At 62.9% G+C, this 22,972-nt stretch carries 24 protein-coding genes; 8 read left to right on the forward strand and 16 right to left on the reverse strand.

Annotated elements, in window-relative coordinates; genetic code table 11:
• The first annotated feature begins 16 nt into the window (after positions 1-16).
• Positions 17-820 (forward strand): DUF899 domain-containing protein, encoded by an 804-nt coding sequence (locus RlegSU303_RS14380; RefSeq protein ID WP_131719091.1) that lies wholly within the window; start codon positions 17-19, stop codon positions 818-820.
• A gap of 5 nt (positions 821-825) precedes the next feature.
• Positions 826-1,176, forward strand: a complete 351-nt coding sequence (locus RlegSU303_RS14385) for a hypothetical protein (protein WP_017961104.1) — start codon at positions 826-828, stop codon at positions 1,174-1,176.
• A gap of 296 nt (positions 1,177-1,472) precedes the next feature.
• On the opposite strand, the gene RlegSU303_RS14390 is transcribed toward RlegSU303_RS14385, so the two are convergent.
• The 7 genes from RlegSU303_RS14390 to RlegSU303_RS14420 form a co-directional block, all read right to left on the reverse strand.
• The gene (locus RlegSU303_RS14390; RefSeq protein ID WP_131719092.1) at positions 1,473-2,114 is read right to left on the reverse strand and encodes a metallophosphoesterase family protein; all 642 of its coding nucleotides are present in this window, start codon (positions 2,112-2,114) and stop codon (positions 1,473-1,475) included.
• A gap of 438 nt (positions 2,115-2,552) precedes the next feature.
• The gene (locus RlegSU303_RS14395; RefSeq protein WP_131719093.1) at positions 2,553-3,386 is read right to left on the reverse strand and encodes an inositol monophosphatase family protein; all 834 of its coding nucleotides are present in this window, start codon (positions 3,384-3,386) and stop codon (positions 2,553-2,555) included.
• The gene (locus RlegSU303_RS14400; protein WP_131719094.1) at positions 3,383-4,213 is read right to left on the reverse strand and encodes a glycerophosphodiester phosphodiesterase family protein; all 831 of its coding nucleotides are present in this window, start codon (positions 4,211-4,213) and stop codon (positions 3,383-3,385) included. The genes RlegSU303_RS14395 and RlegSU303_RS14400 overlap by 4 nt, the downstream gene beginning before the upstream one ends.
• A 10-nt stretch (positions 4,214-4,223) precedes the next feature.
• The gene (locus RlegSU303_RS14405) at positions 4,224-5,342 is read right to left on the reverse strand and encodes an ABC transporter ATP-binding protein (RefSeq protein ID WP_131719095.1); all 1,119 of its coding nucleotides are present in this window, start codon (positions 5,340-5,342) and stop codon (positions 4,224-4,226) included.
• A gap of 2 nt (positions 5,343-5,344) precedes the next feature.
• Positions 5,345-6,262, reverse strand: coding sequence for an ABC transporter permease subunit (locus tag RlegSU303_RS14410; protein WP_131719096.1), 918 nt, complete (start codon positions 6,260-6,262; stop codon positions 5,345-5,347).
• Positions 6,263-6,265: 3 nt separating this feature from the next.
• Complete coding sequence (locus tag RlegSU303_RS14415) at positions 6,266-7,156, reverse strand: carbohydrate ABC transporter permease (protein WP_131719097.1); 891 nt, start codon at positions 7,154-7,156, stop codon at positions 6,266-6,268.
• Positions 7,157-7,220: 64 nt separating this feature from the next.
• On the reverse strand, positions 7,221-8,528 hold the full coding sequence (locus RlegSU303_RS14420; protein ID WP_131719149.1) for an extracellular solute-binding protein: 1,308 nt from the start codon (positions 8,526-8,528) through the stop codon (positions 7,221-7,223).
• A 209-nt stretch (positions 8,529-8,737) separates the two neighbouring features.
• Between RlegSU303_RS14420 and RlegSU303_RS14425 the strand changes: the two genes are divergently transcribed.
• Positions 8,738-9,889 (forward strand): ROK family transcriptional regulator, encoded by a 1,152-nt coding sequence (locus tag RlegSU303_RS14425; protein ID WP_131719098.1) that lies wholly within the window; start codon positions 8,738-8,740, stop codon positions 9,887-9,889.
• Positions 9,890-10,069: 180 nt separating this feature from the next.
• Positions 10,070-10,951 (forward strand): transglutaminase-like domain-containing protein, encoded by an 882-nt coding sequence (locus tag RlegSU303_RS14430; RefSeq protein WP_131719099.1) that lies wholly within the window; start codon positions 10,070-10,072, stop codon positions 10,949-10,951.
• A 178-nt stretch (positions 10,952-11,129) separates the two neighbouring features.
• On the opposite strand, the gene RlegSU303_RS14435 is transcribed toward RlegSU303_RS14430, so the two are convergent.
• Entirely contained in the window at positions 11,130-11,345 is a 216-nt protein-coding gene (locus tag RlegSU303_RS14435; RefSeq protein WP_231283200.1) for a hypothetical protein, read from the reverse strand.
• 81 nt (positions 11,346-11,426) lie between these two features.
• On the opposite strand from RlegSU303_RS14435, the gene RlegSU303_RS14440 reads away from it, so the two are divergent.
• Positions 11,427-12,449 carry an LLM class flavin-dependent oxidoreductase gene (locus tag RlegSU303_RS14440; protein ID WP_231283201.1) on the forward strand — a complete coding sequence of 341 codons (1,023 nt, stop codon included), beginning with the start codon at positions 11,427-11,429 and terminating at the stop codon, positions 12,447-12,449.
• A gap of 35 nt (positions 12,450-12,484) precedes the next feature.
• On the opposite strand, the gene RlegSU303_RS14445 is transcribed toward RlegSU303_RS14440, so the two are convergent.
• From RlegSU303_RS14445 to RlegSU303_RS14455, 3 genes are all read right to left on the reverse strand, one after another.
• The gene (locus tag RlegSU303_RS14445; RefSeq protein ID WP_017961117.1) at positions 12,485-12,934 is read right to left on the reverse strand and encodes a potassium channel family protein; all 450 of its coding nucleotides are present in this window, start codon (positions 12,932-12,934) and stop codon (positions 12,485-12,487) included.
• On the reverse strand, positions 12,931-14,037 hold the full coding sequence (locus RlegSU303_RS14450; protein ID WP_168279582.1) for an AI-2E family transporter: 1,107 nt from the start codon (positions 14,035-14,037) through the stop codon (positions 12,931-12,933). Before RlegSU303_RS14450 ends, RlegSU303_RS14445 begins: the two co-directional genes overlap by 4 nt.
• A 197-nt stretch (positions 14,038-14,234) precedes the next feature.
• Positions 14,235-15,059, reverse strand: a complete 825-nt coding sequence (locus RlegSU303_RS14455) for a helix-turn-helix transcriptional regulator (protein ID WP_131710143.1) — start codon at positions 15,057-15,059, stop codon at positions 14,235-14,237.
• Positions 15,060-15,156: 97 nt separating this feature from the next.
• Here RlegSU303_RS14455 and RlegSU303_RS14460 point away from each other — a divergent pair, with 97 nt between their 5' ends.
• Together RlegSU303_RS14460 and RlegSU303_RS14465 are read left to right on the forward strand one after the other, a co-directional pair.
• Complete coding sequence (locus RlegSU303_RS14460) at positions 15,157-16,080, forward strand: phytanoyl-CoA dioxygenase family protein (RefSeq protein WP_017961120.1); 924 nt, start codon at positions 15,157-15,159, stop codon at positions 16,078-16,080.
• A gap of 296 nt (positions 16,081-16,376) precedes the next feature.
• The gene (locus RlegSU303_RS14465; protein WP_017961121.1) at positions 16,377-17,276 is read left to right on the forward strand and encodes a LysR family transcriptional regulator; all 900 of its coding nucleotides are present in this window, start codon (positions 16,377-16,379) and stop codon (positions 17,274-17,276) included.
• 121 nt (positions 17,277-17,397) lie between these two features.
• Here the strand turns inward: RlegSU303_RS14465 and RlegSU303_RS14470 are convergent, their stop codons facing one another.
• Both RlegSU303_RS14470 and RlegSU303_RS14475 read right to left on the reverse strand, forming a co-directional pair.
• Positions 17,398-18,633, reverse strand: a complete 1,236-nt coding sequence (locus RlegSU303_RS14470; protein WP_017961122.1) for an MFS transporter — start codon at positions 18,631-18,633, stop codon at positions 17,398-17,400.
• Positions 18,630-19,280, reverse strand: coding sequence for a winged helix-turn-helix domain-containing protein (locus RlegSU303_RS14475; protein WP_017961123.1), 651 nt, complete (start codon positions 19,278-19,280; stop codon positions 18,630-18,632). Before RlegSU303_RS14475 ends, RlegSU303_RS14470 begins: the two co-directional genes overlap by 4 nt.
• A 159-nt stretch (positions 19,281-19,439) precedes the next feature.
• On the opposite strand from RlegSU303_RS14475, the gene RlegSU303_RS14480 reads away from it, so the two are divergent.
• On the forward strand, positions 19,440-20,123 hold the full coding sequence (locus tag RlegSU303_RS14480) for a class I SAM-dependent methyltransferase (protein WP_017961124.1): 684 nt from the start codon (positions 19,440-19,442) through the stop codon (positions 20,121-20,123).
• Here RlegSU303_RS14480 and RlegSU303_RS14485 read toward each other — a convergent pair.
• From RlegSU303_RS14485 to RlegSU303_RS14495, 3 genes are read right to left on the reverse strand one after another with little or no spacing between them, the layout of a single operon-like run.
• On the reverse strand, positions 20,104-20,922 hold the full coding sequence (locus RlegSU303_RS14485; RefSeq protein ID WP_131719101.1) for an ABC transporter ATP-binding protein: 819 nt from the start codon (positions 20,920-20,922) through the stop codon (positions 20,104-20,106). The genes RlegSU303_RS14480 and RlegSU303_RS14485 overlap by 20 nt on opposite strands.
• Before the next feature lie 8 nt (positions 20,923-20,930).
• Positions 20,931-21,968 carry a FecCD family ABC transporter permease gene (locus RlegSU303_RS14490; RefSeq protein ID WP_131719102.1) on the reverse strand — a complete coding sequence of 346 codons (1,038 nt, stop codon included), beginning with the start codon at positions 21,966-21,968 and terminating at the stop codon, positions 20,931-20,933.
• Positions 21,965-22,969 (reverse strand): FecCD family ABC transporter permease, encoded by a 1,005-nt coding sequence (locus RlegSU303_RS14495; RefSeq protein ID WP_017961127.1) that lies wholly within the window; start codon positions 22,967-22,969, stop codon positions 21,965-21,967. Before RlegSU303_RS14495 ends, RlegSU303_RS14490 begins: the two co-directional genes overlap by 4 nt.
• Between the last annotated feature and the right edge of the window lie 3 nt (positions 22,970-22,972).

Genomic DNA, 22,972 nt, shown 5'->3' on the forward strand with positions numbered 1-22,972 from the left:
GCAAAGGAGAAGACCCATGACGGCACAGCTGAACGCAACACGGCAGCAGTGGCTGGCAGCAAGGCTCGATCTGCTCGATGAGGAGAAGGAACTCACCCGGCAGAGCGACTCGCTGGCGATGAAGCGCCAGCAATTGCCGCGAGTGAGGATCGACAAGCAATATCGCTTCGACACCGACGGGGGCAACGTCTCGCTGAAAGACCTCTTCGGCGGTCGCTCGCAGCTTCTCGTCTATCACTTCATGTTCGGGCCGGATTATACCGCGGGATGCCCGTCCTGCTCCTCGATCGCCGATGGTTTCAACGGCGTCTTCGTCCATCTCGAAAACCACGATGTCGCTTTTTGGGCGGTCTCGCGGGCGCCGCTCGCAAAGCTCGAAGCGTTCAAGCAGCGGATGGACTGGAGCTTTCCCTGGGCCTCCTCCTTCGGCAGCGACTTCAACGGCGATTTCAGCGTCTGGTTCTCTGCCGAGCAGCAGCACCAGGGCGAGGTAGACTATAACTACCGCCGTGAACCGCCCGCCCCCGAACCGCTACCGCTGCCAGGCAGAACTGTCCAGGAATGGCGGCCGCGCGACAGCGAGGCCCCGATCACTCAGATCGCCGCCATGACCGGCACCGACGTTCCCACCTATACCCGCGACCGGCCGGGTGTCAGCGCCTTCGAGCTCATCGACGGCGCCGTCTACCACAGCTATTCCAGCTATGCGCGCGGGCTGGACGGGCTCTGGGGCACGTACCAATGGCTCGACTGCGCCCCCAAGGGTCGCAACGAAACCGGCATCTGGTGGCGCCACCACGACCGGTACGGCAAGGAGTGACGCCAATGCTGCTTTCCGCCCACTCTCCAGAGCGAGCCGATGGCAACGTCGCTCTTAACGCCGCCGAATGGCTCTCGCTGGCCGCCTCAGCAGACGCATCAACTGCCAAGCCAAGCAGTGGCATGGCAAGCCCGGGCGGCCGGATCGCCGCCCACAGCGCCAACTGGCTGTCGCTCGCCGCCGCCCCGACATTCGCGGTCATGGCGCTGCTGACGGCCACCACCGGCAGCGCCGACATGATCTGCACGACGACGTCGGATACCTTCGCGATCGGCGGAATGGTGCCGATGTACCTGCTGATGAGCGGCTTCCACCTGGCGCCCTGGCTGCGGCTTGCAGCCGGGTGGCGGGCCTGAGTGGGCGGGATGGTACCAAGCGCCGCCACATCTCTCCTCCGTCATTCCTGTGCTCGTCACAGGAATCCAGTGCGCCCAAGTCCTTGGGCGCGGAAGAACGACTTCCTTCTAAGAGTCATTCACGGCGCCGACGCGCCGTGGCTGGATTCCTTTGACAGGCACAGGAATGACGGAGATTGGGATGGCATTCTCGCCAAACTTTCTGCTGACGAGTCATGGCGGGGCGATAGCTTCCCGCTAAGCAGCACTGCCGCTCAGCCGTCTCCGGCATTATCTCCTTGCCGACACGCCCAAGTTCACGCCCTCACCGCGATAAAATCGATCGGTCCGCCGGCAATCTCGTCATCGAACACCCCGCAGGAAAGCTTGCCGCCGAAGACGCAGCCGCTATCGATGTTGGTGCGGTTTCCTGTCGTCACCGGGTTAGACAGCGACGGCGTATGGCCGTGGACCAGGTGCTTGCTCCAATATTCGCCTGGCTGACCGGCCAGGAACCGCATCCATAGAAGATCGTCCTGGCTCTGCCGGTCCAGCGAAAATTTCGGATCGACGCCGGCGTGGACGAAGATACGATGCCGATCGACATGCATGAGCGGACGATCGGCCGCCCATTGCAGATGCTGCGGCAAAACCCTGCCGCCATAGGATATTTCGGTCTCCAGCCCGCCGTTGCCGAGCCACACGGCTCTGCTCTGACTGTCGGCATAGGCAGCGACCATCATATCCTCATGATTGCCTTTCAGGCAGATCCATCTCCACGGCTCAGATGGACCGGCAATGACCCGGTCGAGGACACTTTTGCTGTCAGGCCCGCGATCAATATAGTCGCCAAGGAAGACGACCGTCCCTTCGGACGCATAAGCCTCGATCCGATCGATCATCCTGTTCAGCGGATCGATACAGCCGTGGATATCACCTATGGCGAACGTGTAGCGCATGCTTCATTTTTAACGCCAGTCGGGGGCCAGGTGAAGTCCGGATCGCCGCGGCGGATCTCAATACTGCCGACAGAAAATCCGACTCATTTCCCTGCACTTACGGCAATTGCCTCGCCTTTGGCTTGAGTTCACATATTGATCGCCGCATCGGCCATCGAGGACCTCTCCTCCGTCATTCCTGTGCTCGTCACAGGAATCCAGTGCGCTCAAGTCCTTGAGCGCGGGAGAAGGGCTTCGTCATATGAGAGTCCCTCACGGCGTGGACACGCGTGGCTGGATTCCTGTGACAAGCACAGGAATGACGGAGATTGGGATGGCGCTTTCGCCTGAGATCGCGTCGGCACACTAGGAACAGCACGCCGAATGCTGGAAACTGCATGGCCGGAATGGCGCGTCGCAAGCCGCGGCGCGCCAGAGCGTCCTGCCGAACCACAACCGCTATCTCCCCTCGGCAAAACCCCGCCGGATCGCTTCCCAACTCTCCGCATCCGGGGCCAGCAGCAGCCGGCCCTTGGTCATCGCAGGACGATAGGTTTCGCCGCTGAGCAATGCCCCATAGCCGCCGGCTTCGTGATGGATCAGCACGCCGGCGGCGTGGTCCCAGGGCTTGAGCTCGGCGTTGAGCGAAAAGCTCATAGCGCCTGTTGCCACCGCCCGGTATTCATAGGCCGAGCAGCGCCATGTGCTGGTGCGGGCAAAGTGCAGCAGGCTCCGAGCGTAGACCGGCTGCTCCTCGGCGGGGAACATATGCAGCGGCACGAAGCCGTGCATTTCCCCGATCGGCCCTGGCGGCGCGACGCTGAGCCGGGTCCTGGTGCCATCACGGGCAATATGCCACGCCCCTCGCCCCGGCCGGGCGGCGAGGAAATCGCCGGTCACAGGATAGTGGATCAGCCCGGCCACCGTCTCGCCGCCCGAGACGATCGCCACGATCATGCCGAACAGCGGCAGGCCGTGGGCGAAATTCCAGGTGCCGTCGACAGGATCGATAATGACGGCGAGATCGGCCTCGCCAAGCCGCGTCAGAATCGAAGGATCGGCGGAGACCGCCTCCTCTCCGACCAGCAGCGCCTCGGGAAAGTGCGCCGACAGCGCTTCGTTCAGCTGCCGCTCGGCGCCGATATCGGCATCGGTCACCAGATCGTCGGGCGCGGTCTTGGTGCGAATACCCTCGGCGGTGACGCCGAGAAAGCGTGGCAGGATTTCCGCCTCCGCCGCCCGGCGCATATCCTCCATCACGGCGGAGAATATGTCGTCCGACACTTCCCTCATGCGCGGCGCGCCTTGAGATAGGCCTGCAGCGCCGCCGGTTCGTCGGTCTGGATGACGCTGACGCCGGCGTCGATCATCCGTCCCCAGATCGCATCGGGATCCCTGAGGGCGGCACTGTCGGTGAAACCGCAGCAGGAGACCGGATCGAGCGTGTTGACCCAGAGCGAAATCCCGGCCTCCTTCAGACGATCGTGCTGACCGGCGAGCGTCTCCAGCTGGTCGAACTTGGCTTCGCACATGAACGGGCTGACCGAGATGATGCCCTCGGCGGTCTCGTCTGCGTTTTCCTTTCTGAAGAACGCCTTGCCCATGAACGGGACGCCGTCGATGCCGGTCTTCCCGGCGATCCATGCCCGCTGCTCCCTGGTGCCGGCATCGGCCTTGAGATCGACCTGATCGGCCACGCCCATCTCCTTGACCTTGGCAGCGACGATATCCATCATCTCGGGGTCCTTGAGATCGAGATCGACGAAGATGCGCCCCCGGATGGTGTCGAGCACCTGGTCGAGGGTCGGGATGGTATGCGCCGTCATTTCCTTGTCCGACCCGCCACCGGCCATGCGGAGCCGCAGGCTGGTGATCTCGGCAATCGTCATCTCCTCGGGGGCGCGGTCGATGCCGGCCATACGTTCGAGCGTGTCATCATGCAGGATGAACAAGTGGCCGTCGGCGCTCTGGCGGATATCTACCTCGACGATGTCGTAGCCGGCGGCAATCGCGTTCTCGATGGCGGCAAGGCTGTTCTCCGGAGCCTGATGCCAGGCGCCGCGATGGGCAACGATGGCGCAGGAACGCGACGGGTCGGCAATGTGGTCGATGTATTTCATGGGACTTCCTTTAGTTTGCGCTGAGGGCGCCGGGTATGGCCCTGCCGCTCGCTGCGTCGAAGAGATGCAGGCGGGAAGCCGGGAGATTGAGAAAGAGTTGGCTGCGGTCCGATATCTCGACGCCGAAGGGTGTAGCGATCCTCACGACCGACCCGCCGAGTTCGGCCGCCAGGATCGAATGTGAGCCAAGGTCCTCGCGAAAACGCAAAGCTGATGTGACGACATGCTCTCCTGCCTTGCTGTCTGGCTTGCTCCCGACAAGGATATCTTCCGGCCGGATGCCGAGCTGATAGGCGCCGGTGAGCGGCGCTTCCGCCACCACCTGCCCGTCGGCGAGCCGGAGCACCGAGCCGTCGCCGGTGACCGGCAGGATGTTCATCGGCGGTGCGCCGATGAATTTGGCGACGAAGACCGAGGCCGGATGGTGATAGATCGCCTTCGGCGTATCGAATTGTTCGATCCGGCCCTTGTTGAGAATGAGGATGCGGTCGGCAAGCGTCATCGCCTCCACCTGGTCATGGGTGACGAAGACGGTGGTGGCGCCGATGCGCCGGTGCAGGTCGGCCAGTTCGACGCGCATGTCGTGGCGGAGCTGCGCATCGAGGTTGGAGAGCGGCTCGTCGAACAACAATACGCCCGGCTCGCGCACGATGGCCCGGCCGATCGCCACGCGCTGGCGCTGGCCGCCGGAAAGCTGTCCAGGCTTGCGGCCGAGATAGTCGGAAAGGCCGAGCATCTTCGCCACCGTCCCGACCCGCTCGATGCGCTCGGCCTTCTGCATACCTGATACCTTGAGGCTGTAGGCGATGTTGTCGAAGACGCTCATATGCGGATAGAGCGCGTAGTTCTGGAACACCATGGCGCAGCCGCGATGTTTCGGCTCCAGATCCTGCACCTCACGGGCACCGATGACGATCTTGCCGCCGCTCACCCGCTCGAGGCCGGCGATCATCTGCAAAAGCGTGGATTTGCCGCAGCCCGACGGACCGAGCACGACGGTGAATTCGCCGGCCCTGAGCTCGACATCCATCGGCGGAATGACGACGGTCTCGGCGTCATAGGCCTTGCTGACGCCTGAGAGCGTGATGTTGGCCGCAGCGGCGCGGATGGCTATGTCGATAGCGTTCATGGCTATTTCTCCGTCAGAACCAGGCCCTGGACGAGGTAACGCTGCAGCAGCGCAATCATCACGAGCGGAATGATGGATACGATGATGGCGCCGGCCATGATCATCGGGAAATCGGGGATCTCTCCATCCGAATCCGGCACAAGCCGCGCCAGCCCGACAACGGCGGTCTGCATGTCCGGCGTCGAGGCGGCGACGAGCGGCCAGAGATATTGCGTCCAGCCGCTGAGGAAGGTCAGCACGAACAGCGCGGCGAAGCTGGTGCGCGACAGCGGCAGCAGGATGTCGAACAGAAAACGGATCGGCCCTGCCCCGTCCATGCGCGCCGCCTTGAAGAGATCCTTCGGCAAGGTGAGGAAGAACTGGCGGAACAGAAAGGTGCCGGTGCCATGCGCGACAAGCGGCGCGATCAGACCGAAATGCGTGTTCAGCACGCTCCATTCGAGCTTGACCGGCGCGCCGAAATACTGGGCGATCAGATCGTTCAGACCGGTGACATCGAGCAGCGCATTGACCGGCGAAAACACGTTCGACGCCACCTGATAGGTGGTGATGACGCGGATCTCGATCGGCAGCATGATGGTCGCCAGGATCAGTGCAAAAGCCACGCCCGCCCAGCGAACACGAAAATAGACGATGGCGTAGGCCGACAGAAGCGATAGCACACAGGTCGCGAATGCATCGCCAAAGGCAACCACCAGACTGTTGAGCATCTGGATCGGGATGTGCGTCTCGGTGAAGATGTGCGCCGCATTGGTGAAAAACTGGTCACCGGGATACCAGGCGAGCCCGTTGCGCAGCATGAACTCGTAGGATTGCGAGGCTGTGGCAAGCGTCAGGTAGAGCGGCCCGAGGATATAGACGATGCCAACGATGAGGACGAGGCTGGCTGCGATGTTGAGGGAACGTGCGTTTTCAATCATGGGTCACCGCTCGTAGTTGATGCGCCGGCCGAGGAAGAGGAACTGGGCGCCGGTGAGGAGGACGACGAAGACCATCAGGATCGCCGTCTGGGTCGAGGCGCCGGAAAGGTCGTAGCCACTGAAACCGTCGGTGTAGATCTTGTAGACCAGCAGCGTGGTGGCGCCGCCGGGGCCGCCATGGGTGATCGTATCGATCAGCGCGAAGGCCGAGGTTATGCTTTCGGTGAACTCCAGCACCAGCGTCAGGAAGAGCTGCGGTGCAATCAGCGGCAGCTGCACGTCGAAGATGCGACGCCACGGCCCTGCCCCGTCCATCGCCGCTGCCTGCTGCATGGTCTTCGGGATCGACTGCAGGCCGGCGAGCAGGATGACGAAATTGAAGGGGATGCCGCTCCAGACATGCGCGGCAATCAGCGTGATGAAGGCATCCGTGCCGTTGATGCCGGGCGCCCAGATGCCGGGAAAGGCCGAGTTGAGTGGCGCCAGGATGCCGACGAAAGGATTGAAGATGAAGGCGAAGACGACACCGACCGATGCGCCGGCAACGCCCTTGGGCCAGACCAGCACGTTGCGCGCCGGCAGCGACAGGCGGATCTTCCGGTCGGCCGCGACCGCAAGGATCAGCGGGATCACCACCGCAAGCGAGGAAGCGGTGACCATGAAGACGATGGTGCGCCAGCAGCCTTCCCAGAACTCGGGATCGGCAAGCACGCGAGCGAAATTATCCCAGCCGACGAACATTGAGCCGCCGCCGAAGGGGCGCTCGAGGAAGAACGACCAGTAGAACGCCTGGAAGATCGGTACATAGAAGAAGAGCACGTTCAGCAGCATGAGCGGCGCCACCAGGAGAAGCGGCAGCCAGCGGTGGCTGAAAAGCGAAGATTCCGAAGTCATGAAGAAGCCCTGCATTGGAAGACCGGCACGGCGCGCGGGACGCGCTCCGTGCCGGACGGTTGGATCAGGGCAGCTTCACGCCCTTGTAGGTCTGCTCGAAGCGGCGCAGCAGCTCGTCGCCGCGTTTCTTGGAATTGTCGAGCGCCACCTGCATGGTTTCCTGGCCGGCAAAGGCCTTCTGGGTCTCTTCCATGAACACCTGGCGGAACTGCACATAGAAGCCGAGGCGAATGCCGCGGGTATCGGGCGTGCGCGGCTGGTTCATCGATTCGATACCAACGGCGGCCGTCGCATATTTCGGCGCGTTCGCCTCGCCACTTTTCACGATCGCATCCATCACGTCGTTGGTGACGGGCACGTAGCCGGTGGCCGCGGTCATGAACATCTGCTGTTCGGGATGGCGAAGGAAATCGAGGAAGGTCTTGGCGCCTTCGACTTCAGCCTTGTCGCGGCCCTTCATGATGTAGATCGAGGCGCCGCCGACGAAGGTGTTGTGGCGCTCGTAACCCTTGTACATCGGCGCCATGCCGACGGTGATCTCATACTTGCCTTCGAAGGCCTTGGCCGAGGCGGCATAGGAGCCCGAGGAGTTCTCGATCATGGCGCATTCGCCGGTGTTGAAAGCGGCGGTGTAATTGCCGGCCTTGGTGTCGCTCGCCAGCTTGACGAGGCCTTCCTTGCGCCATTCGATGAGGTTCTGCAGATGCTTGGCGACGAAGGTGGTGTTGAAGACATATTCGGCGTCGAGACCGTCATAGCCATTGTGCTCGGAAGCGATCGGCAGGCCGTGGCGGGCGGAGAACTGCTCGAACATCGACCAAGGTTCGCCATTGGTGACGTAAGGGCATTCATGGCCTGAAGCCTTCAGCTTGCGGGCGGCGTCGGTGATCTCTTCCCAGGTCTCGGGCGTCTTGGTGATGCCGGCTTTCTCCAGCTCGGTCTTGTTGGTGTACAACAGCAGCGTCGAGGAATTGTAGGGCTGGGCGAAAAGCTTGCCGCCGGAGGTTTCGTAATAGGCCCGGGCGCCGGCGATATAATTGTCCCACTTGACGTCGGGCAGCACGTCCTGGACCGGAACGACGGCATCCGACAGCATCAGGTCGAGCGTGCCGGCGTCGAAGAACTGGATGAGGACGGGATGCTTGTTGGCGCGGAAGGCGGCAATCGCCTTCTGCATCGACACTTCGTAGCTGCCCTGGCCGACGCAGGTGATGTGATGCGCCGATTGCGCGGCATTGAAAGCGGCGCACTGGTCCTGGATCGCCTTTTCGACGACGCCCGTATTGCCATACCAGAATTCGATATTGGCGGCCTGCGCAGAACACGCGCCCGCCATCAGCGCGGCAGCAGCCGCCAGGATGGAAATCCTCATCATTGCCCTCGCCTGTTTTGATAGCCGGGTTCGAGCCCGGCTCTGTGACGGCGCATTTATTACACATAACGTGTAACAATTTAGTGACGAAGATGTGACACTTGATGGGAAGAGAGGCTGCTGATAAAGGGGGGACGCAACAGACAACAGAAAGCACCAAAAATTATTACTACACCTCCGTAGTAATTTTTAACGGGGGAAGTGTTGATATGGCCTACTTTCCTGAGACACTGATCGCGACGCGCTTTCTGCGCGAAGGCGGCGGCGTCGTCTCGCCGAACGAACGCGACCTGCTAAAGCTGATCTGGCGTCATCCCGGCCTTTCCCGATCGGAAGTCACCGCCCACACCGATCTTACCCAGCAATCCGTCTACCGCATCATCGATCAGCTGGAGGAACGCGGCATCGTTTCCTTCGGCTCGCCGAAGCCCGGCGCCGGCCGCGGTCAGCCGAGCCCGACGCTCCGGCTCGCCGGCAGCTACGCCTATACCTGCGGCATCTCGGTCAACACCGACGTGATCGGCATCTGCCTGATGGACCTCGCCGGCAACGTGCTGGCCGAAAGCAGCGTCGCCTTGCGCGAACGCACCATGGCTCAGGCGCTCGATCTCGTTCGCGACCAGCTGATCGAACACCAGAGGCAGAACAATCTTTCGGAAGAAACCTTCTTCGGCATCGGCTTTGCCATCGCCGGCTTTCACATCAGCGGCACCCGCTACAATGCCTCGCTGCCGCTGCACGAGTGGTCGCTGATCGAACTCGGCCCGCTGCTGACGGAACTCTTCAACAAGCCGGTATGGGTGCGCAACGGCGGCAAGACGGGCGCGATCGCCGAATCCATGTTCGGCGTCGGCCGTTACATCAAGCATTTTGCCTATCTGAGCTTCAACTACGGATTTGGCGGCGGCCTGATCAGCGACGGCGAATTGTTGCTGGGCGGCCTCGGCAATGCCGGCGAATTCTCTGGCATGTACGACGCCGAGGAAACCAAACGCCGGCCGGCCTTGCAATGGCTGATCGAAAAGCTCAACCGCAATGGCGTCGACGTTCCCTCGATTACCTATATGCGCAAATATTTCGATCCGAAATGGCCGGGTGTCGCCGAATGGGTGGACGAAGTCACGCCCGCCTACAACCGCCTGATCAATGCGATCTGGGCCATTTTCGATCCGCAGGCGATCGTCTTCGGCGGCCAGGTTCCCGCCGCTCTGGCGCAGATGCTGATCGACCGGACCGAGAATTTCGACCGGCCGCGCTACGGCGTGCCGCGCTTCCGCCCAAAGCTGATCATCTCCGAAATATCAAGCGACGCCTCGGCCATGGGCGCCGCAATCACTCCGTTCAAGTCGGCCTATTATTGATTTCAGGCGCTTTAGACGGCTCTGCCGAGTCAGAAACTGACTCCTGCTCAGCCGCTTATGGCTATCCCTCTCCTTTCGCTTGATGCTGCGCGATAAGGACCTGCCGTGATCCGCTCGCGGGCCTCACGCATGGCCCGCGGGACCTTGCCCTGCCACGCCGGTTTTATCATAATGCCCGGCATGAGCGGATATGAGAGCCCTGTCGATTTCTACACGCGCCCCGGCCAGATGACATCGGCCGGGCCGCATGCCCCCGCCCTTGCCGCGCTCAAGGGCGTCGGCGCCGTTGCCGCCGCCGTGCACGGCACGCTGCTGCATGAAGCCTGGGCTCCGCGCTACAATCAGCCGCTCACCCCGGCGCGAAGGGCGCAGTCACACACGCGGCCGGCACGAGAGATACTCGATACGATCATGGCGATCGATCCCGCCCCACTCGACATCCCGCGCCCACCGGAGAAGCGCAGCATCGGCGTGTGCCGCCATTTCACCGTTCTCGCCTGCGCGGCACTCAAGGCTCAGGGCGTCCCGGCACGCGCCCGCTGCGGCTTCGGCATGTATTTTGAGGCAGGTAAGGGCATCGATCACTGGATCGCCGAATATTGGGACGGAGAGCGCTGGGTCTCAGCGGATTTCCAGATCGACGACCTCCAGCGCGCTGCCCTGAAACTCGATTTCGATCCCCTCGACCAGCAACCGGGCAAATTCCTCAGCGCCGGCGAAACCTGGCAGCGCTGCCGCGCCGACGCCGCCGACCCCGGCAAATTCGGCATCTTCGACGAGTCTGGTTTCTGGTTCATTGCCATGAACCTCGTGCGCGACTTCGCCGCCCTCAATAACATGGAGATGCTTCCCTGGGACAATTGGGGAGCGATGCCGCAGCCCAAGGAAGAAATATCTCCTGATGACTTGGCGCGCTTCGATCGTCTCGCCGCGCTGACGGTCGACGTAGACCAACGCTTCGGCGAGCTGCAGGCCCTCTACCAGGACGATGCCGGGCTGCGCGTGCCGGCGCAGGTCTTCAACGGCGTGCGGCAGCAGATGGAGAATGTTGGCGGCGCGTGATCTTGAGATGGGACTATCGTCGGTCGGTCCATGACGCGTTCGCGCGCCATACCGCCGTCGGCAAACAATCTAGCGCGAACACCACCCACCCTTATTCCTGTGCTTGTCACAGGAATGGCGGAGAGGTGGTCTGCGCGGCTCCTGCCGCGCCTTTGTCTCCACCAAACATCGTCTCTTCTCAGATCAGCTTGATTTCGCCCCAGACAATCCTGGTGCGTACGACAAAGCTCAACCGATCATCATTCGAATAAGCGCGTAGCAACTCGGAGAGTTCCGCGTCGAAGGTCGCGATACGATCGCCGAGTTTCGAAGGTGCGAAGGTGTCGCGCGAATGCTGTCGGTTATAGCGGCGGATAGCACGCCAAATGCCGGATAAGTGATACGCCGCAGCCATCCGGTTCCGATTGTCTTCCAGACCGAAACTGTGCCATGACCGATCGACCCCAGATACAACAGATCAAGGTGCGGCATCGGCATGAAGAAGATCGGTTTCCTCTCGTTCGGGCACTGGACGCCCTCACCCCAATCGCAGACGCGCTCAGCCGGCGATGCGCTGCTGCAGTCGATCGAGCTTGCGGTGGCGGCCGAGGAGCTCGGCGCTGACGGGGCCTATTTTCGCGTGCATCATTTCGCCCGACAGCTGGCCTCACCCTTCCCGCTGCTATCAGCCGTCGGTGCTAGAACCAACCGGATTGAGATCGGCACCGCAGTCATCGACATGCGCTACGAGAACCCACTTTATATGGCCGAGGATGCCGGTGCGGCCGACCTCATCGCCGGCGGCCGGCTGCAGCTCGGCATCAGCCGCGGCTCGCCCGAACAGGTGATCGATGGCTGGCGCCATTTCGGCTATGCCCCGCCCGAAGGCCAGAGCGAGGCCGACATGGCCCGCCACCACGCCGAAGTCTTCCTCGAGGTGCTGCGCGGCGAAGGGTTTGCCAAGCCGAACCCGCGGCCGATGTTTCCCAATCCGCCCGGTCTCCTGCGCCTCGAGCCGCATTCCGAGGGCCTGCCCGAGCGGATATGGTGGGGCGCGAGCTCGAATGCCACCGCCGTCTGGGCAGCCAAGCTCGGCATGAACCTGCAGAGCTCGACGCTGAAGGATGATGAGACGGGAGAGCCCTTCCACGTCCAGCAGGCCGATCAGATCCGCGCATACCGCGAGGCGTGGAAAGAAGCCGGCCACACGCGCCAGCCGCGCATCTCGGTCAGCCGCAGCATCTTCGCGCTGGTCGACGACCGCGACCGCGCCTATTTCGGCTACGGCAACGACGGTGAGGACAAGATCGGCTTCATCGACGAGAAGACCCGGGCAATCTTTGGCCGCAGCTATGCCGCCGAGCCGGATGCCCTGATCAAGCAGCTCGCCGAGGATGAGGCAATCGCCGAGGCGGATACCCTGTTGCTCACCGTCCCCAACCAGCTCGGCGTCGATTACAACGCCCACGTCATCGAAGCGATCCTGACCCATGTCGCGCCTGCGATGGGTTGGCGTTGATGTTCGTTCCCGGTGAGCTGTCTTCGCCGGCTCCACTACGGCTCATGTGCGGTTTGATTTGCCGCGGCCAATTTCCCCATGGCCTGCTGGATGGCCGAGAAGAAGAGCGCTGTCGTAATCCCGAACATCATCAGCCCATTGGCTGCCTGCAGCGGCGCAAGCAGCCGGATACGGCCATCAAGCACGACGTCGCCATAACCAAGTGACGTGAAGGTGACGCCGGAAAAATACATAGCCGTTTCGAAATCCTCGAAGGCGCCGAGCGCGCGATATAACAGCGCCCAGAAAGCGACCTGGAAAATATTGCCCAGCATGAGCACGATCATCAGGACCGAGAATTGCAGGAAGATCGTCCGCCGAGGCTTTCGGCCCAGGGGTTGTGTTCGCGCGTGAGCAAAATAACGCGCGGCCAACACTGAAGCCAGCGCCTGCAGTGCGAGGCACATCGACATCGCAAGCAGGCCGAGACCAATGACTGTAATCATGGGGCCGGACCTTCGATCTCGGGGGTGTCCTCGATCGGGCGCTGATGCAACCATTCCATCAGCAACACGAAGCCAACGGCCAGCAGCACGGGGCCGACAAATATACCGAGAAGGCCGTCGGCTATCATCCCTCCGATGACACCCACCAAGATCACCGGCATGGGCACGTCCGATCCACGGCCGAGCATCAAGGGTTTGAGCAAATTGTCGCTCAGCCCGGCGACCAAAGACCATATGGCGAAGATGATTGCCGGTGTCGTTGCTTCCGTGGCAAAAACATAGGCCATGACGGGCAGCGTCAACAGCAGCGGCGGTATCTGCACGACCGCCAAGAGAAACGTGACGAGCGTCAGAGCACCGGCAGCCGGAAGGCCGACAGCGAAGAAGCCAATGCCGACGAGCATCGACTGGATCACCGCCACGCCGACCACGCCAACCGCCACGCCCCGGATGGTAGCGGCGGTCAGATGGACGAGCCGGGCACCCCGCGCCTTGCTGTTGGTAATGAGCTCCAGCAGACGGAGGGCAAATGCCGCAGCACCCTTGGCATAAGCGACAAGCACGGCGGCGATCGCGATGGAAAGAACGAAGGACAAGCCACCAGTGGCCAGGCCGCCGGCGAAAGATGCAAGCCACGCAGCAGGCTTGCTCAGCATCTGGCCGTATTGACTGAGCGCCAACGGCAGATTGGCGACAGTGAGCGACCAGCCCTCCGAGAGCTTCGCTCCGATCACCGGCAGGTCGGCAAGCCACGTTGGCGGCGGCGGGATCGTCAGGCTGTGATTCTGCAAGCCGGAAACAAGCCAGTAAGTGGAAGACCCAAGCGATGTGACGACGAGGAACATGGGCACCAGCACCACGGTAACGCCGACCATCCCGATGAGAAATGCCGACCACCGATTGCCGATCCGATCGGACAGGCGCAGATGCAAGGGATTAAGCATGACCGCCAGGATCACAGACCAAAGCAGAGTGCCCAGGAAGGGCAACATGATCCTGGCGCAGACATAGACCAGAAGCGCGACGAGGCCCAATTGAACCGCCGCATGGATGATGGATGGTCTCGACGACGCAAGGTCGGCGTTCAATGCGCTGGACGTCATTTCCCCCTCCGATCCGGAACGTTCGCGAACGAGCGAAGCCGGACGTTCCCCAATCGGACAACGAAACCTTCCAGCCGATAACACGCCGTAATTGGTGGTTCGGCGAAAATTTTGCCAACGCCATGAAAGGTCGTCTCCAACGCCCGTCATCATACATGACTTCGTGAAAACGGGATACGGCTGCCGCTGCCGGGCTCTCAAACCCGCGGATATCTCGCACGGAATTCGCGAGGGCTGCAGCCCTCGCGATCATGAAAGACCCGCGAAAAATAAAACGGGTCATCCAGGCCGATCATGGCGGCCACCGTTTCGATCTTTTCGTCGGTGGTTGCCAATAGTTGTTTGGCGTGGTCCATGCGCGCCCGAAGCTGAAATGCCTTGGGAGGCAGTCCGGTCTCGAGCGTGAACCGCCTGCGCAGCGTGGCCGGAGACATGCCGTGCTCGGCGGCAAAGGCTGCGAGGTCCAACGGTTGCGTCGCTCGCCGCCGTAGCGTTTCCACGATGTCGGCCATATCTCGCCTTTCCTGGCGTCGATCGGCCGCGCCGCTTGCCTGTCTGGCGGCGGATACGACGATGCGATGCAGCATCAATGCCGCCGACGCCTGCCCGAGGTTGGTATCGTCAAGCAGATCGGCATGAAGCTTGCCGAAGAGCCGCACCATCTCGTCGAGATGATGCAGGGCCACGACGGGATGTCGCTCCCCGATGATCCTCAGCCTCACGAAGTCGCGCGTGAACGACCCTTCGAAAAGCGCCCAGCGCTCGTCCCAGCCGTCTCCGTCGGGGGCATAGGAATGCACGCGGTTGGGAAACAGCCAGAACAGTGCAGGTCCGGTCAGGCTCATGCGGCCGGTGGCGGCAGTTTCCAGCCAGCCTTGCCCCCGCTCCACCAGCACGACGGCGAAACTCGGTAGTTTCCGGTCCGTCACCGCACGGCGGGCATGCTGCCTGCCGCTGCCGGTGACTGCCAGTCCGCCGGCCGCGCCGAGCGGCGTTCTATAGATGGCCTCGGCATCTCTCATGGTGAGCGAAAAGTCCAGCTATGATTTTCCTCTATGTCCGTTTGTATGGCGGATCAGGTAATTGATGACAAGCCAACTCAAGCGACGGAGGAGTGAAATGTCAATTGCTGCGGAGGTCAGACAAGCCCGCAAGATGGATTTGCCTCTTGCCGCAAATGGCAGAACCTTGCCCGCGGAGCGGATCGGTTGGCTCGCGCCGACCGATCCTGGCATCGGCATCGACGCCATCCGCCGCCGCTACCAGGACGATGGTTATGTCTGGCTGAAAGGCCTTCTGCCGCGGGCCGATGTGATCGATTTTCGCCGCTGGGTTTTCGAACGCCTCGCCGAAACCGGGCTGGTCGAGCCCGAAAGCGATTTTTCGCTGGGCCTGGCGTCTGCCGGTGGCTTCGACAAAAGCCTGGCGGACAGGCGCCTGATGTCGCTCGTCCGCTCCGCCGCCTATGAAGGCTTCTGCGCGCAACCGCCACTCGCCCGCTTCATGGACGATTTCCTGCAGGGTATTTCCTATCTCCACAAGCGCAAGATCATGCGTTTCGTCCAGCCGGGAACGCCGACGGCCACACCCGCCCACTACGATCTCGTCTATCTCCGCGGCGGCACCAGCCGCCTGGTGACGGCCTGGATTCCGATCGGCGACATCCCCACCGAGATGGGCGGCCTGGTCTATCTCGAAGGCTCGCACGCGCTGGGCGTCAGGATGGAGGCCGAGTTCCAGGCCGCAAGCGGCGATCTTTCTGCCGAAGAGCGGGTCAGCGCCTATAACCGCCATATGGCGGAAGGCGGCTGGATCTCGAAGGATCTGCCCGATATGGCGGAGCGCTTCGACACCCGCTGGCTCGCCGCCGATTATGAGGCCGGCGACGTGGTGCTCCACTCGCCCTACATGATCCACGCCTCGACCATCAACCAGGACCGCAGCCGGCGGCTGCGCCTCTCCACCGATATAAGATATCAGAATGTCGACGACGAGATCGACGTCCGATGGAACAACCATTGGAGTCTCGGCGATATGCTGTAGTCCGGCTTTCCAGGGCCCTTTCGGCAGAACCCCGATTGTCTGACGTCGACGCCGGCCGCGTCAGCCGGCATTGGCGGCCATGTTCGTTTCCTTCCTGTTTGTCGTGCCCCCGGCCACCCTTGTTGACCGGCGATCCGGTGCGATGGCTGCTATAGGAGCTTGTTTGACGAAGGGACGTCGACACAGAAGCGAAGCGGTCGGACCTTACTGCCGCGTTGGACGTTGATGGTCGGAACCTTGAATCGATCCCATGACTGACCGACTTATGGCTGTAGCCGAACCGCGCGAGTTGCCTGATGCCGCGTACGAACCTGAACGATATTCTGATCTTCATGGCCGTCGTCGATGCCGGAAGCTTTATCGCCGGCGGCCAGGCCGTGGGCCTGTCGCGTTCGGCGGCAGGCAAGGCTGTCATCCGTCTGGAAGACCGGCTCGGCGTGCGCCTGCTCAACCGCACGACGAGGACGTTGAGCCTGACCGAAGAAGGCCGGATGTTTTACGAGCGCGGGCTGCGGATCCTTGTATCGGTCGACGAGGCGGAAGCAAGCGTTGCGGGGCAGGACAGCACGCCGCGAGGCGTTCTCCGGCTTACCGTTGACGATGCTTTCGGGCGGCTCGTCGTACTGCCTTTGCTTGAAAAATATCTTCGGGCCTGGCCCGACATCCAGGTCGAAGTGAGCTTCACCGATCGCCTGGCCGACATTGTCGAGGAAGGCTTCGATCTGGCGATCCGGATCGGCGCGACGGCGACGGACACCCGCCTGGTCTCACGGGTGATCGCCACCTATAAGGCGCGACTCTGCGCCTCCCCATCCTACCTTGCCGAGCGCGGCGAGCCGCGCGATGTCGACGATCTCGCGGTCCACGACTGCCTGATCTCCGCCGGCCGCAATCAAAGGCAGGGCTGGCGCTTTCGCGGGGAAGGCGGCTCCTGGATCAAGGCGCAGGGCCGCAGCCGACTGAGGCTCGACAGCGGAGAGGCGATCCGCGACGCCGCCTTGGCGGGGCTGGGCATCGCACTGCTTCCCGATTTTCTCGTCACCGACGATCTCGCCGCCGGCCGCCTCCGGCAGATCCTGGCCGACTTCGAAACCGACGACGCAAAGATCGTGACGCTCTATCCCGACAAGCGCCTGCTGGAACCGCGTGTCCGCCGCTTCATCGATCTGATCGTCGAGGAGCTTGGGCGCGGCTAGAGCCTTTCCGGATTAGATTGAAGCATTCTGTTGGCTCAAGACGGAGTCGGATGGTCGACCGGCCGGCGCGTGTCGTAGCCGGCTCTACGGCCAAGCCGGCCGGTCGATCAGCCGGCCCGTTTCAGCCAACTTCAGGCGAGGCCCTGTCAAACCCGCGAAAGCTCTTCAGCGCCAGCGGCGCAAGCGTTGCCGCGAGATAGGCAATCCCCATCAGGAACAGCGCCGCGGCAAGGCCGAGCGTGCTGATCAGCGCGCCGCCGGCGAGGCCGCCGAAAGGGATGAGGGCGAAGCAGAGGGCGGTGTTCAATGCGGTGACGCGACCAGTCAGCGGCTTGGGGATGCGCTCGAAGATGACCGCCGACAGGATCGGGTTGAGGAAGCCCGACGCGAATCCTGCTATGGCGAGCGTCGCAAAGACGAGGCCGATGGGCGCGTCCAGCGCCGGAACGAGAAAGCGCGGAAAACCGGTCAGGAGGAAGGCCACCGTATAGACCATCAGTCGCGGCATGCGCTCGCCGATCGCCGCGGCAATCGCCGCGCCTGCGATCGAGGCGCCGGCGAAGGCGGCGAACATCGCACCGAGCAACTCCGGGCCATGACCGGCATCCCGTGTCCAGACCGGCAGCAGCACGGCATGATAGGCCTGGTCGAAGAGATTGGTAACCGCCACCATGGCGACGATGCTGACGAGCACGGCATCGCCGCTCAGAAAGCGCCAGCCTTCGCGCAGATCCTCGATATAGGAAGCCCGCTCGACCGGTCGAGTTTCGGGCGCGGGCGTGCGTCGCGTCCCGGGTATGCCCGCGGCAACGATCAGCGCGGCGGCGGCGAAGGTGGCGGCATTGACGATAAGCGCCTGGCCGGGGCCGATCAGCCCGATCAATGCGCCGGCGCCGGCCGCACCCGCCGTCGAGGCCAGCCGCTCGATGGCGCTCGCAACGCCGGTCACTCGTTCGAGCGGTACATTGGCGAGTGCGGCGATATCGGGAACCATCGCCTGCTTGGCCGCATCGGAGGGGCCGCGCAGCACGCCCATGGCAAAGACGAGCGGCAGCAGCACCGGCATGCCGAGCACGCCGAAGAGATCGAGAAGCGGCACCAGAGCGACCACGAGCACCGAAGCGGTGTCGCAGAAGATGGCGATGCTCTTGGCGCCGGCGCGGTCGATCAGCGGTCCGCCGAGCGCCTTGGCGATGACATAGGGCAGCATCTCCATCATTGCCGTCAGGCCTGTCAGCACCGGGCTGCCCGTCGTGCTTAGCACCAGCCAGGGAATTGCGATGGTCGAAAGCCGCGTGCCGGAGAGCGAGAATGTCTCTGCAGCCGCGAGCGCCAGGAACGGCCCGCCCCGTCTCACGGCTTATCCTCCCCTTCGCGATGCGGAACGCGGCCCGGATAGGGAAAGGCGTGCAACATGACATAGAAGGGAACCATGCCGGATTCCTGCGACGCCGCCTCCCCGAGCGGTGGGGCCGCCCGCATCGCCTCCAGGATGATGTCGCGCAGCCGGTTCGTCAGGGCCTCGGCCTGTGCCGCCGTCATCGGGATGATGATGTCGTCGGCAGCCGTCGCCTTGCGCCACTCAGCCGGCAGCTCGGCATATTCCTCCAGCGCCTGCTGCATCTGGCCGACCTGCAGCGAGAGTGCGGCCTGGTTGAAGGCGATGTCGAGATCGAGCGCCTCCCCTTCGGCCTCACTTGGCGGCACCGAGGTCAGCTCATGGCTGGCGCGCCACCAGCGGTCGCGCCGCGAGGCATGCGGCGCCTCCTCGATGAAGCCGTACTGGGCAAGCTGGCGCAGATGATAGCTCGTCGCGCCGCTGTTCAGGCCGAGCCGCGCGGCAAGCTGCGTCGCCGTGGCAGGCCCATCGACCCTGAGCATGCCGAGCATGCGCAGCCGGACAGGATGCGCCAGCGCCTTCAGCGCGGTCGGCTCGGGCACGACCCGGCTAACGGTGCGGGCAGCGGCGGCATCTGCGGCAGGTTTGGTGTGCGGATGTTTCATGCGCGAAGCATATAATCGCAAACATATCTTTGCAAAATTTTCTTTGCAAAAAATTTGACGGCTGTGGAAGGCGCTCGAAAACCGGCTTCTGATCTAGCCAAGCATGACTACGCATTTTAAGACCGTCACCGTGATCGGCATGATGCGAGGGGCAAGAGGATGGCTGAGGAAGCGCAGAAAAACATCGGCACGTGGTATATCGATCCCGATGCCGAAGACAGGATGGCCGATGGGCATGCGCCAATCTGGCGCCACCTGATCGACCTCATCGTCGAGCGAGACCTGACCGACAAGAGCGTGCTTGATTTCGGCTGCAATCAGGGCGGCCTGCTGCGACATCTCTATGCGATGCGCCCATTCCGCAAGGCGCTCGGCATCGACATCGCCGAAACCTCGATCGCCAAGGCAGAGACGCTGAAAGGCAACCTGCCGATCCAGCACCAGGTCGGCGGCCAGCTGGAAGGCTGGGCTGAGGAATTCGATCTGGCCATCAGCCACGAGGTCATCTACCTCGTTCCCGATATCGACTCCCACGCCGCCGATATCTGGCGGGCGCTGAAGCCAGGCGGCGTCTATTATGCGGTGACGGGATGCCATACCGACAACCCGCTCTGGCCGAAATGGCGCGAGCTCGTCGCCAACCGTACGAATACTGTCGTTCAGGATCGATCGATCACTGATTATGGCCGCGCCTTCGAAAAGGCGGCCTTCGACGTCTCCGCCCGCAAGCTCGAATATGACGGCTTCATTCCCTTCGTCGCGGACGGCTGGACGCCGGACTTCGCCGATGCGCTGACCTACTATACCCAGACTAAAATCGTCTTCAGACTGGTGAAGCGCTAATCCCAGTTTCGGATCGTTGAAGCCTCATGAGCTCGACGTCGAAATGCGGCGGGCTGTCCGGAGCGACCTGGACGAAGCGGCCCCTGACGCGGAAGATTTGCTGGATCAGGTCGCATTCGGCCAGCTCGTGCGGTGCGCCGTCAAATCTGAGCTGTCCCTTTTCGAGCAGCGAGATGCGGTCACTGACGGCGATTGCCTGGTTGATGTCGTGGATCGCCATGACGACGGTGACGCCCTTTTCCCGGCTCAGACGATGCACCAGGTCAAGCACTTCGACCTGATAGCCGATATCGAGGAAGGACGTCGGCTCATCGAGCAACAGGATCTCCGCTTCCTGCGCAAGGGCGGCTGATATCCACGCCCTTTGCCGCTCGCCCCCGGACAGTTCCCGAAGGCTGCGATCGGCAAGTCCTGTAAGTCCGGTGCTTTCGAGCGCCCATTCGATCGCCTTCTCGTCGCCGCCGTCATAGGAGCGGAACAGACCGACATGCGGATAGCGGCCCTGCCGGACGAGCTCGGCGACGGTCATCTCGTCCGGTGCGGCCGGCTGTTGCGGCAGGAATGCCAACCTCCTCGCCAGCATCCGCCGCGACATCGAAGTGACGGCAACGCCGTCCAGCGACGCTTTGCCCTCCGCCGGCTTGATCAGGCCTGCCAGCGCATGCAGCGCCGTGCTCTTGCCCGAGCCGTTCGGTCCGATCAGCGCCCGTATCTCGCCCTTTTCAAGCGAAAGGCTGAAGCTGGTGAGAGCCTTTCGCTGGCCGTACATCACCGACAGGTCAGAGCAGGATAATGGCATTCTCGGCCTCACATGGTTTTGCGCAGCAGCGCGAGCAGAAGCGGCACGCCGAAAACAGCCGTCACCACCCCGATCGGGATTTCCTCCGCCTGTCCCAGCAGCCGGCCTGCGAGATCGCCGAGCGTGACGATGATGGCGCCGAGCACGATCGTCAGGGCAAGCGACAGGATGAAATTCCTCCCCGCCAAAAAGCGGGCGAGATGCGGCACGATGAGTCCGACGAAGACGACCGGACCGACCGCGCCGACGGCGCTCGCCGCAAGTGCGCAAGACACGATCAGCACGAGCGTGAACTGCCGCCGATAGGCAAGTCCGAAGGACCGGGCAACAGGCGCATCGAACTGCAGCAGCATCAGCGGCCGGTAAATGACCGGCAACGTTGCCAATCCGGCGATCGTGAACGGCAGCAGAAAGAGCGCGTGATCCCAGCTGCGAGCGTAAAGGCTGCCCGAAAGCCATTCGAGAATGATCTCGATGCGGGCCGATCCCCATCCGGCGATGAGGCCGATCGCCAGTGCATGCAGCACCGCGCCGATCGCCACGCCGCAGAGCGTGATGCGCAGCGCACTCAAGCCGAGCCGAAAGGCAAGCAGATAGATGACGCCGCCGGAGAGCATGCCGCCGGCGAGCCCGGCAGCGGGCAGCCAGGCGACCGGCAGCTCGGCAAGCGTGTTCGAGCCGGGCTGGAAGATATAGACGGTGAACAGCAGGAAGATCGTGACGGAGAGCGTCGCCCCTTGCGACACACCCATCAGCGACGGGTCGGCAAGCGGATTGCGGGTGATGGTCTGTAACAGATATCCCGCCAGCGAAAAATGGATGCCAGCCAGAATGCCGGTGACGATGCGCGGAAGCCGGATATCGAGAATGATCGAACGCGCTTCGGAGGATCCGCCGCCGGTCAGCACGGCTGCAACATCCGCCATCGGAATATCGGCGACGCCGAGGAAGATCGCGGCGGCAAGCGACAAGACCGCCAATGCGGCGAGCGCGGCAACCATCCACGCGGCCGAGAAGCCAACCGTTGTCGAAACCGAAGCGGTCATCGCGTCTCACCTGCAAGGTTGAGCTGCCCGCGCTGGATGAGGTAAATGAAGACGGGACCGCCGAGCAGCGCGGTGATGATGCCGACCGGCAGCTCGCGCGGAATGGCGACGCTGCGGGCGATAACGTCGGCGATCGTGACGATCAGCGCGCCGAGGGCGGCGGATAACCCGATCTCCCATCCCGTGCCCTGCGGTTTGAGCAACCGGGCAATATGGGGAGCGGCAAGGCCGACGAAGGCGACCGGCCCGGCGACCGGTGCGACACCTGCCACCGGGATGACGGCGAGAATGAGGATCAGCGGCTTCCACAGGCCGAGCTGAAGCCCCATGCCGGCCGCCGCATGATCGCTCAGCATGAACATGCCGATCACGCGCCGGAAAGCGAGCGCCCCGACGACACCGGTGATTGTCCAGGGCAGCATGTATGCGAGATGTGACCAGGTGCGCCCCTGGAAGCCGCCGGCCAGCCAAAAGAGCAGCGATGCCGATTGGGGGCCGGTCAGTAAGAGCACATAGGTGGTGATCGCGCCGAGAAAGAGGGAGATGCTGACGCCGCCGAGCGCAAGCTGCAATGGCCGCCCCTGCCCGCCGCGCGACACCCAGAATGTCACCGAGGCAGCCGCGAGCCCGCCGGCAAGGCCGATGAAGGGATAATAGGCGGGCGAGAGCCAGGGGACGAACACGAAACAGCAGACGATAGGCGCGACCGCCCCCGATGTCACGCCGGTGATGCCGGGATCAGCCAGAGGATTGCGCGTCAGCGTCTGCAGCACGTAGCCGGAAACGGCAAGCCCCGCCCCGCCGGCAACGGCCGTCAGGCTGCGCGGCAAACGCAGCGTCCAGACCAGGATGGATTCGATCTTCCCATCGGGTGCGAGGAGCATGCGGAACGCCGTCTCGATCGAAATCGGCTTTGCGCCGACCAGCAACCCGAGCATCACCGCCAGCATGGATGCAACGACGATGAGCCCTATGGCCAGGAATGATTGCCGGGGGCTCATCGC

Source organism: Rhizobium sp. SU303, assembly GCF_021052345.1.
GTDB lineage: Bacteria > Pseudomonadota > Alphaproteobacteria > Rhizobiales > Rhizobiaceae > Rhizobium > Rhizobium laguerreae.

What these genes read in the sequence shown, in the direction of transcription:
- RlegSU303_RS14400 (WP_131719094.1), bottom strand. Translation starts at nt 4,213, where the DNA reads ATGAAATACATCGACCACATTGCCGACCCGTCGCGTTCCTGCGCCATC.
- RlegSU303_RS14440 (WP_231283201.1), top strand. Translation starts at nt 11,427, where the DNA reads ATGAAGAAGATCGGTTTCCTCTCGTTCGGGCACTGGACGCCCTCACCC.
- RlegSU303_RS14415 (WP_131719097.1), bottom strand. Translation starts at nt 7,156, where the DNA reads ATGACTTCGGAATCTTCGCTTTTCAGCCACCGCTGGCTGCCGCTTCTC.
- RlegSU303_RS14465 (WP_017961121.1), top strand. Translation starts at nt 16,377, where the DNA reads ATGCCGCGTACGAACCTGAACGATATTCTGATCTTCATGGCCGTCGTC.
- RlegSU303_RS14460 (WP_017961120.1), top strand. Translation starts at nt 15,157, where the DNA reads ATGTCAATTGCTGCGGAGGTCAGACAAGCCCGCAAGATGGATTTGCCT.
- RlegSU303_RS14455 (WP_131710143.1), bottom strand. Translation starts at nt 15,059, where the DNA reads ATGAGAGATGCCGAGGCCATCTATAGAACGCCGCTCGGCGCGGCCGGC.
- RlegSU303_RS14490 (WP_131719102.1), bottom strand. Translation starts at nt 21,968, where the DNA reads ATGACCGCTTCGGTTTCGACAACGGTTGGCTTCTCGGCCGCGTGGATG.
- RlegSU303_RS14395 (WP_131719093.1), bottom strand. Translation starts at nt 3,386, where the DNA reads ATGAGGGAAGTGTCGGACGACATATTCTCCGCCGTGATGGAGGATATG.
- RlegSU303_RS14420 (WP_131719149.1), bottom strand. Translation starts at nt 8,528, where the DNA reads ATGAGGATTTCCATCCTGGCGGCTGCTGCCGCGCTGATGGCGGGCGCG.
- RlegSU303_RS14380 (WP_131719091.1), top strand. Translation starts at nt 17, where the DNA reads ATGACGGCACAGCTGAACGCAACACGGCAGCAGTGGCTGGCAGCAAGG.
- RlegSU303_RS14445 (WP_017961117.1), bottom strand. Translation starts at nt 12,934, where the DNA reads ATGATTACAGTCATTGGTCTCGGCCTGCTTGCGATGTCGATGTGCCTC.
- RlegSU303_RS14475 (WP_017961123.1), bottom strand. Translation starts at nt 19,280, where the DNA reads ATGAAACATCCGCACACCAAACCTGCCGCAGATGCCGCCGCTGCCCGC.
- RlegSU303_RS14450 (WP_168279582.1), bottom strand. Translation starts at nt 14,037, where the DNA reads ATGACGTCCAGCGCATTGAACGCCGACCTTGCGTCGTCGAGACCATCC.
- RlegSU303_RS14390 (WP_131719092.1), bottom strand. Translation starts at nt 2,114, where the DNA reads ATGCGCTACACGTTCGCCATAGGTGATATCCACGGCTGTATCGATCCG.
- RlegSU303_RS14410 (WP_131719096.1), bottom strand. Translation starts at nt 6,262, where the DNA reads ATGATTGAAAACGCACGTTCCCTCAACATCGCAGCCAGCCTCGTCCTC.
- RlegSU303_RS14405 (WP_131719095.1), bottom strand. Translation starts at nt 5,342, where the DNA reads ATGAACGCTATCGACATAGCCATCCGCGCCGCTGCGGCCAACATCACG.
- RlegSU303_RS14495 (WP_017961127.1), bottom strand. Translation starts at nt 22,969, where the DNA reads ATGAGCCCCCGGCAATCATTCCTGGCCATAGGGCTCATCGTCGTTGCA.
- RlegSU303_RS14435 (WP_231283200.1), bottom strand. Translation starts at nt 11,345, where the DNA reads ATGGCTGCGGCGTATCACTTATCCGGCATTTGGCGTGCTATCCGCCGC.
- RlegSU303_RS14480 (WP_017961124.1), top strand. Translation starts at nt 19,440, where the DNA reads ATGGCTGAGGAAGCGCAGAAAAACATCGGCACGTGGTATATCGATCCC.
- RlegSU303_RS14425 (WP_131719098.1), top strand. Translation starts at nt 8,738, where the DNA reads ATGGCCTACTTTCCTGAGACACTGATCGCGACGCGCTTTCTGCGCGAA.
- RlegSU303_RS14485 (WP_131719101.1), bottom strand. Translation starts at nt 20,922, where the DNA reads ATGCCATTATCCTGCTCTGACCTGTCGGTGATGTACGGCCAGCGAAAG.
- RlegSU303_RS14385 (WP_017961104.1), top strand. Translation starts at nt 826, where the DNA reads ATGCTGCTTTCCGCCCACTCTCCAGAGCGAGCCGATGGCAACGTCGCT.
- RlegSU303_RS14430 (WP_131719099.1), top strand. Translation starts at nt 10,070, where the DNA reads ATGAGCGGATATGAGAGCCCTGTCGATTTCTACACGCGCCCCGGCCAG.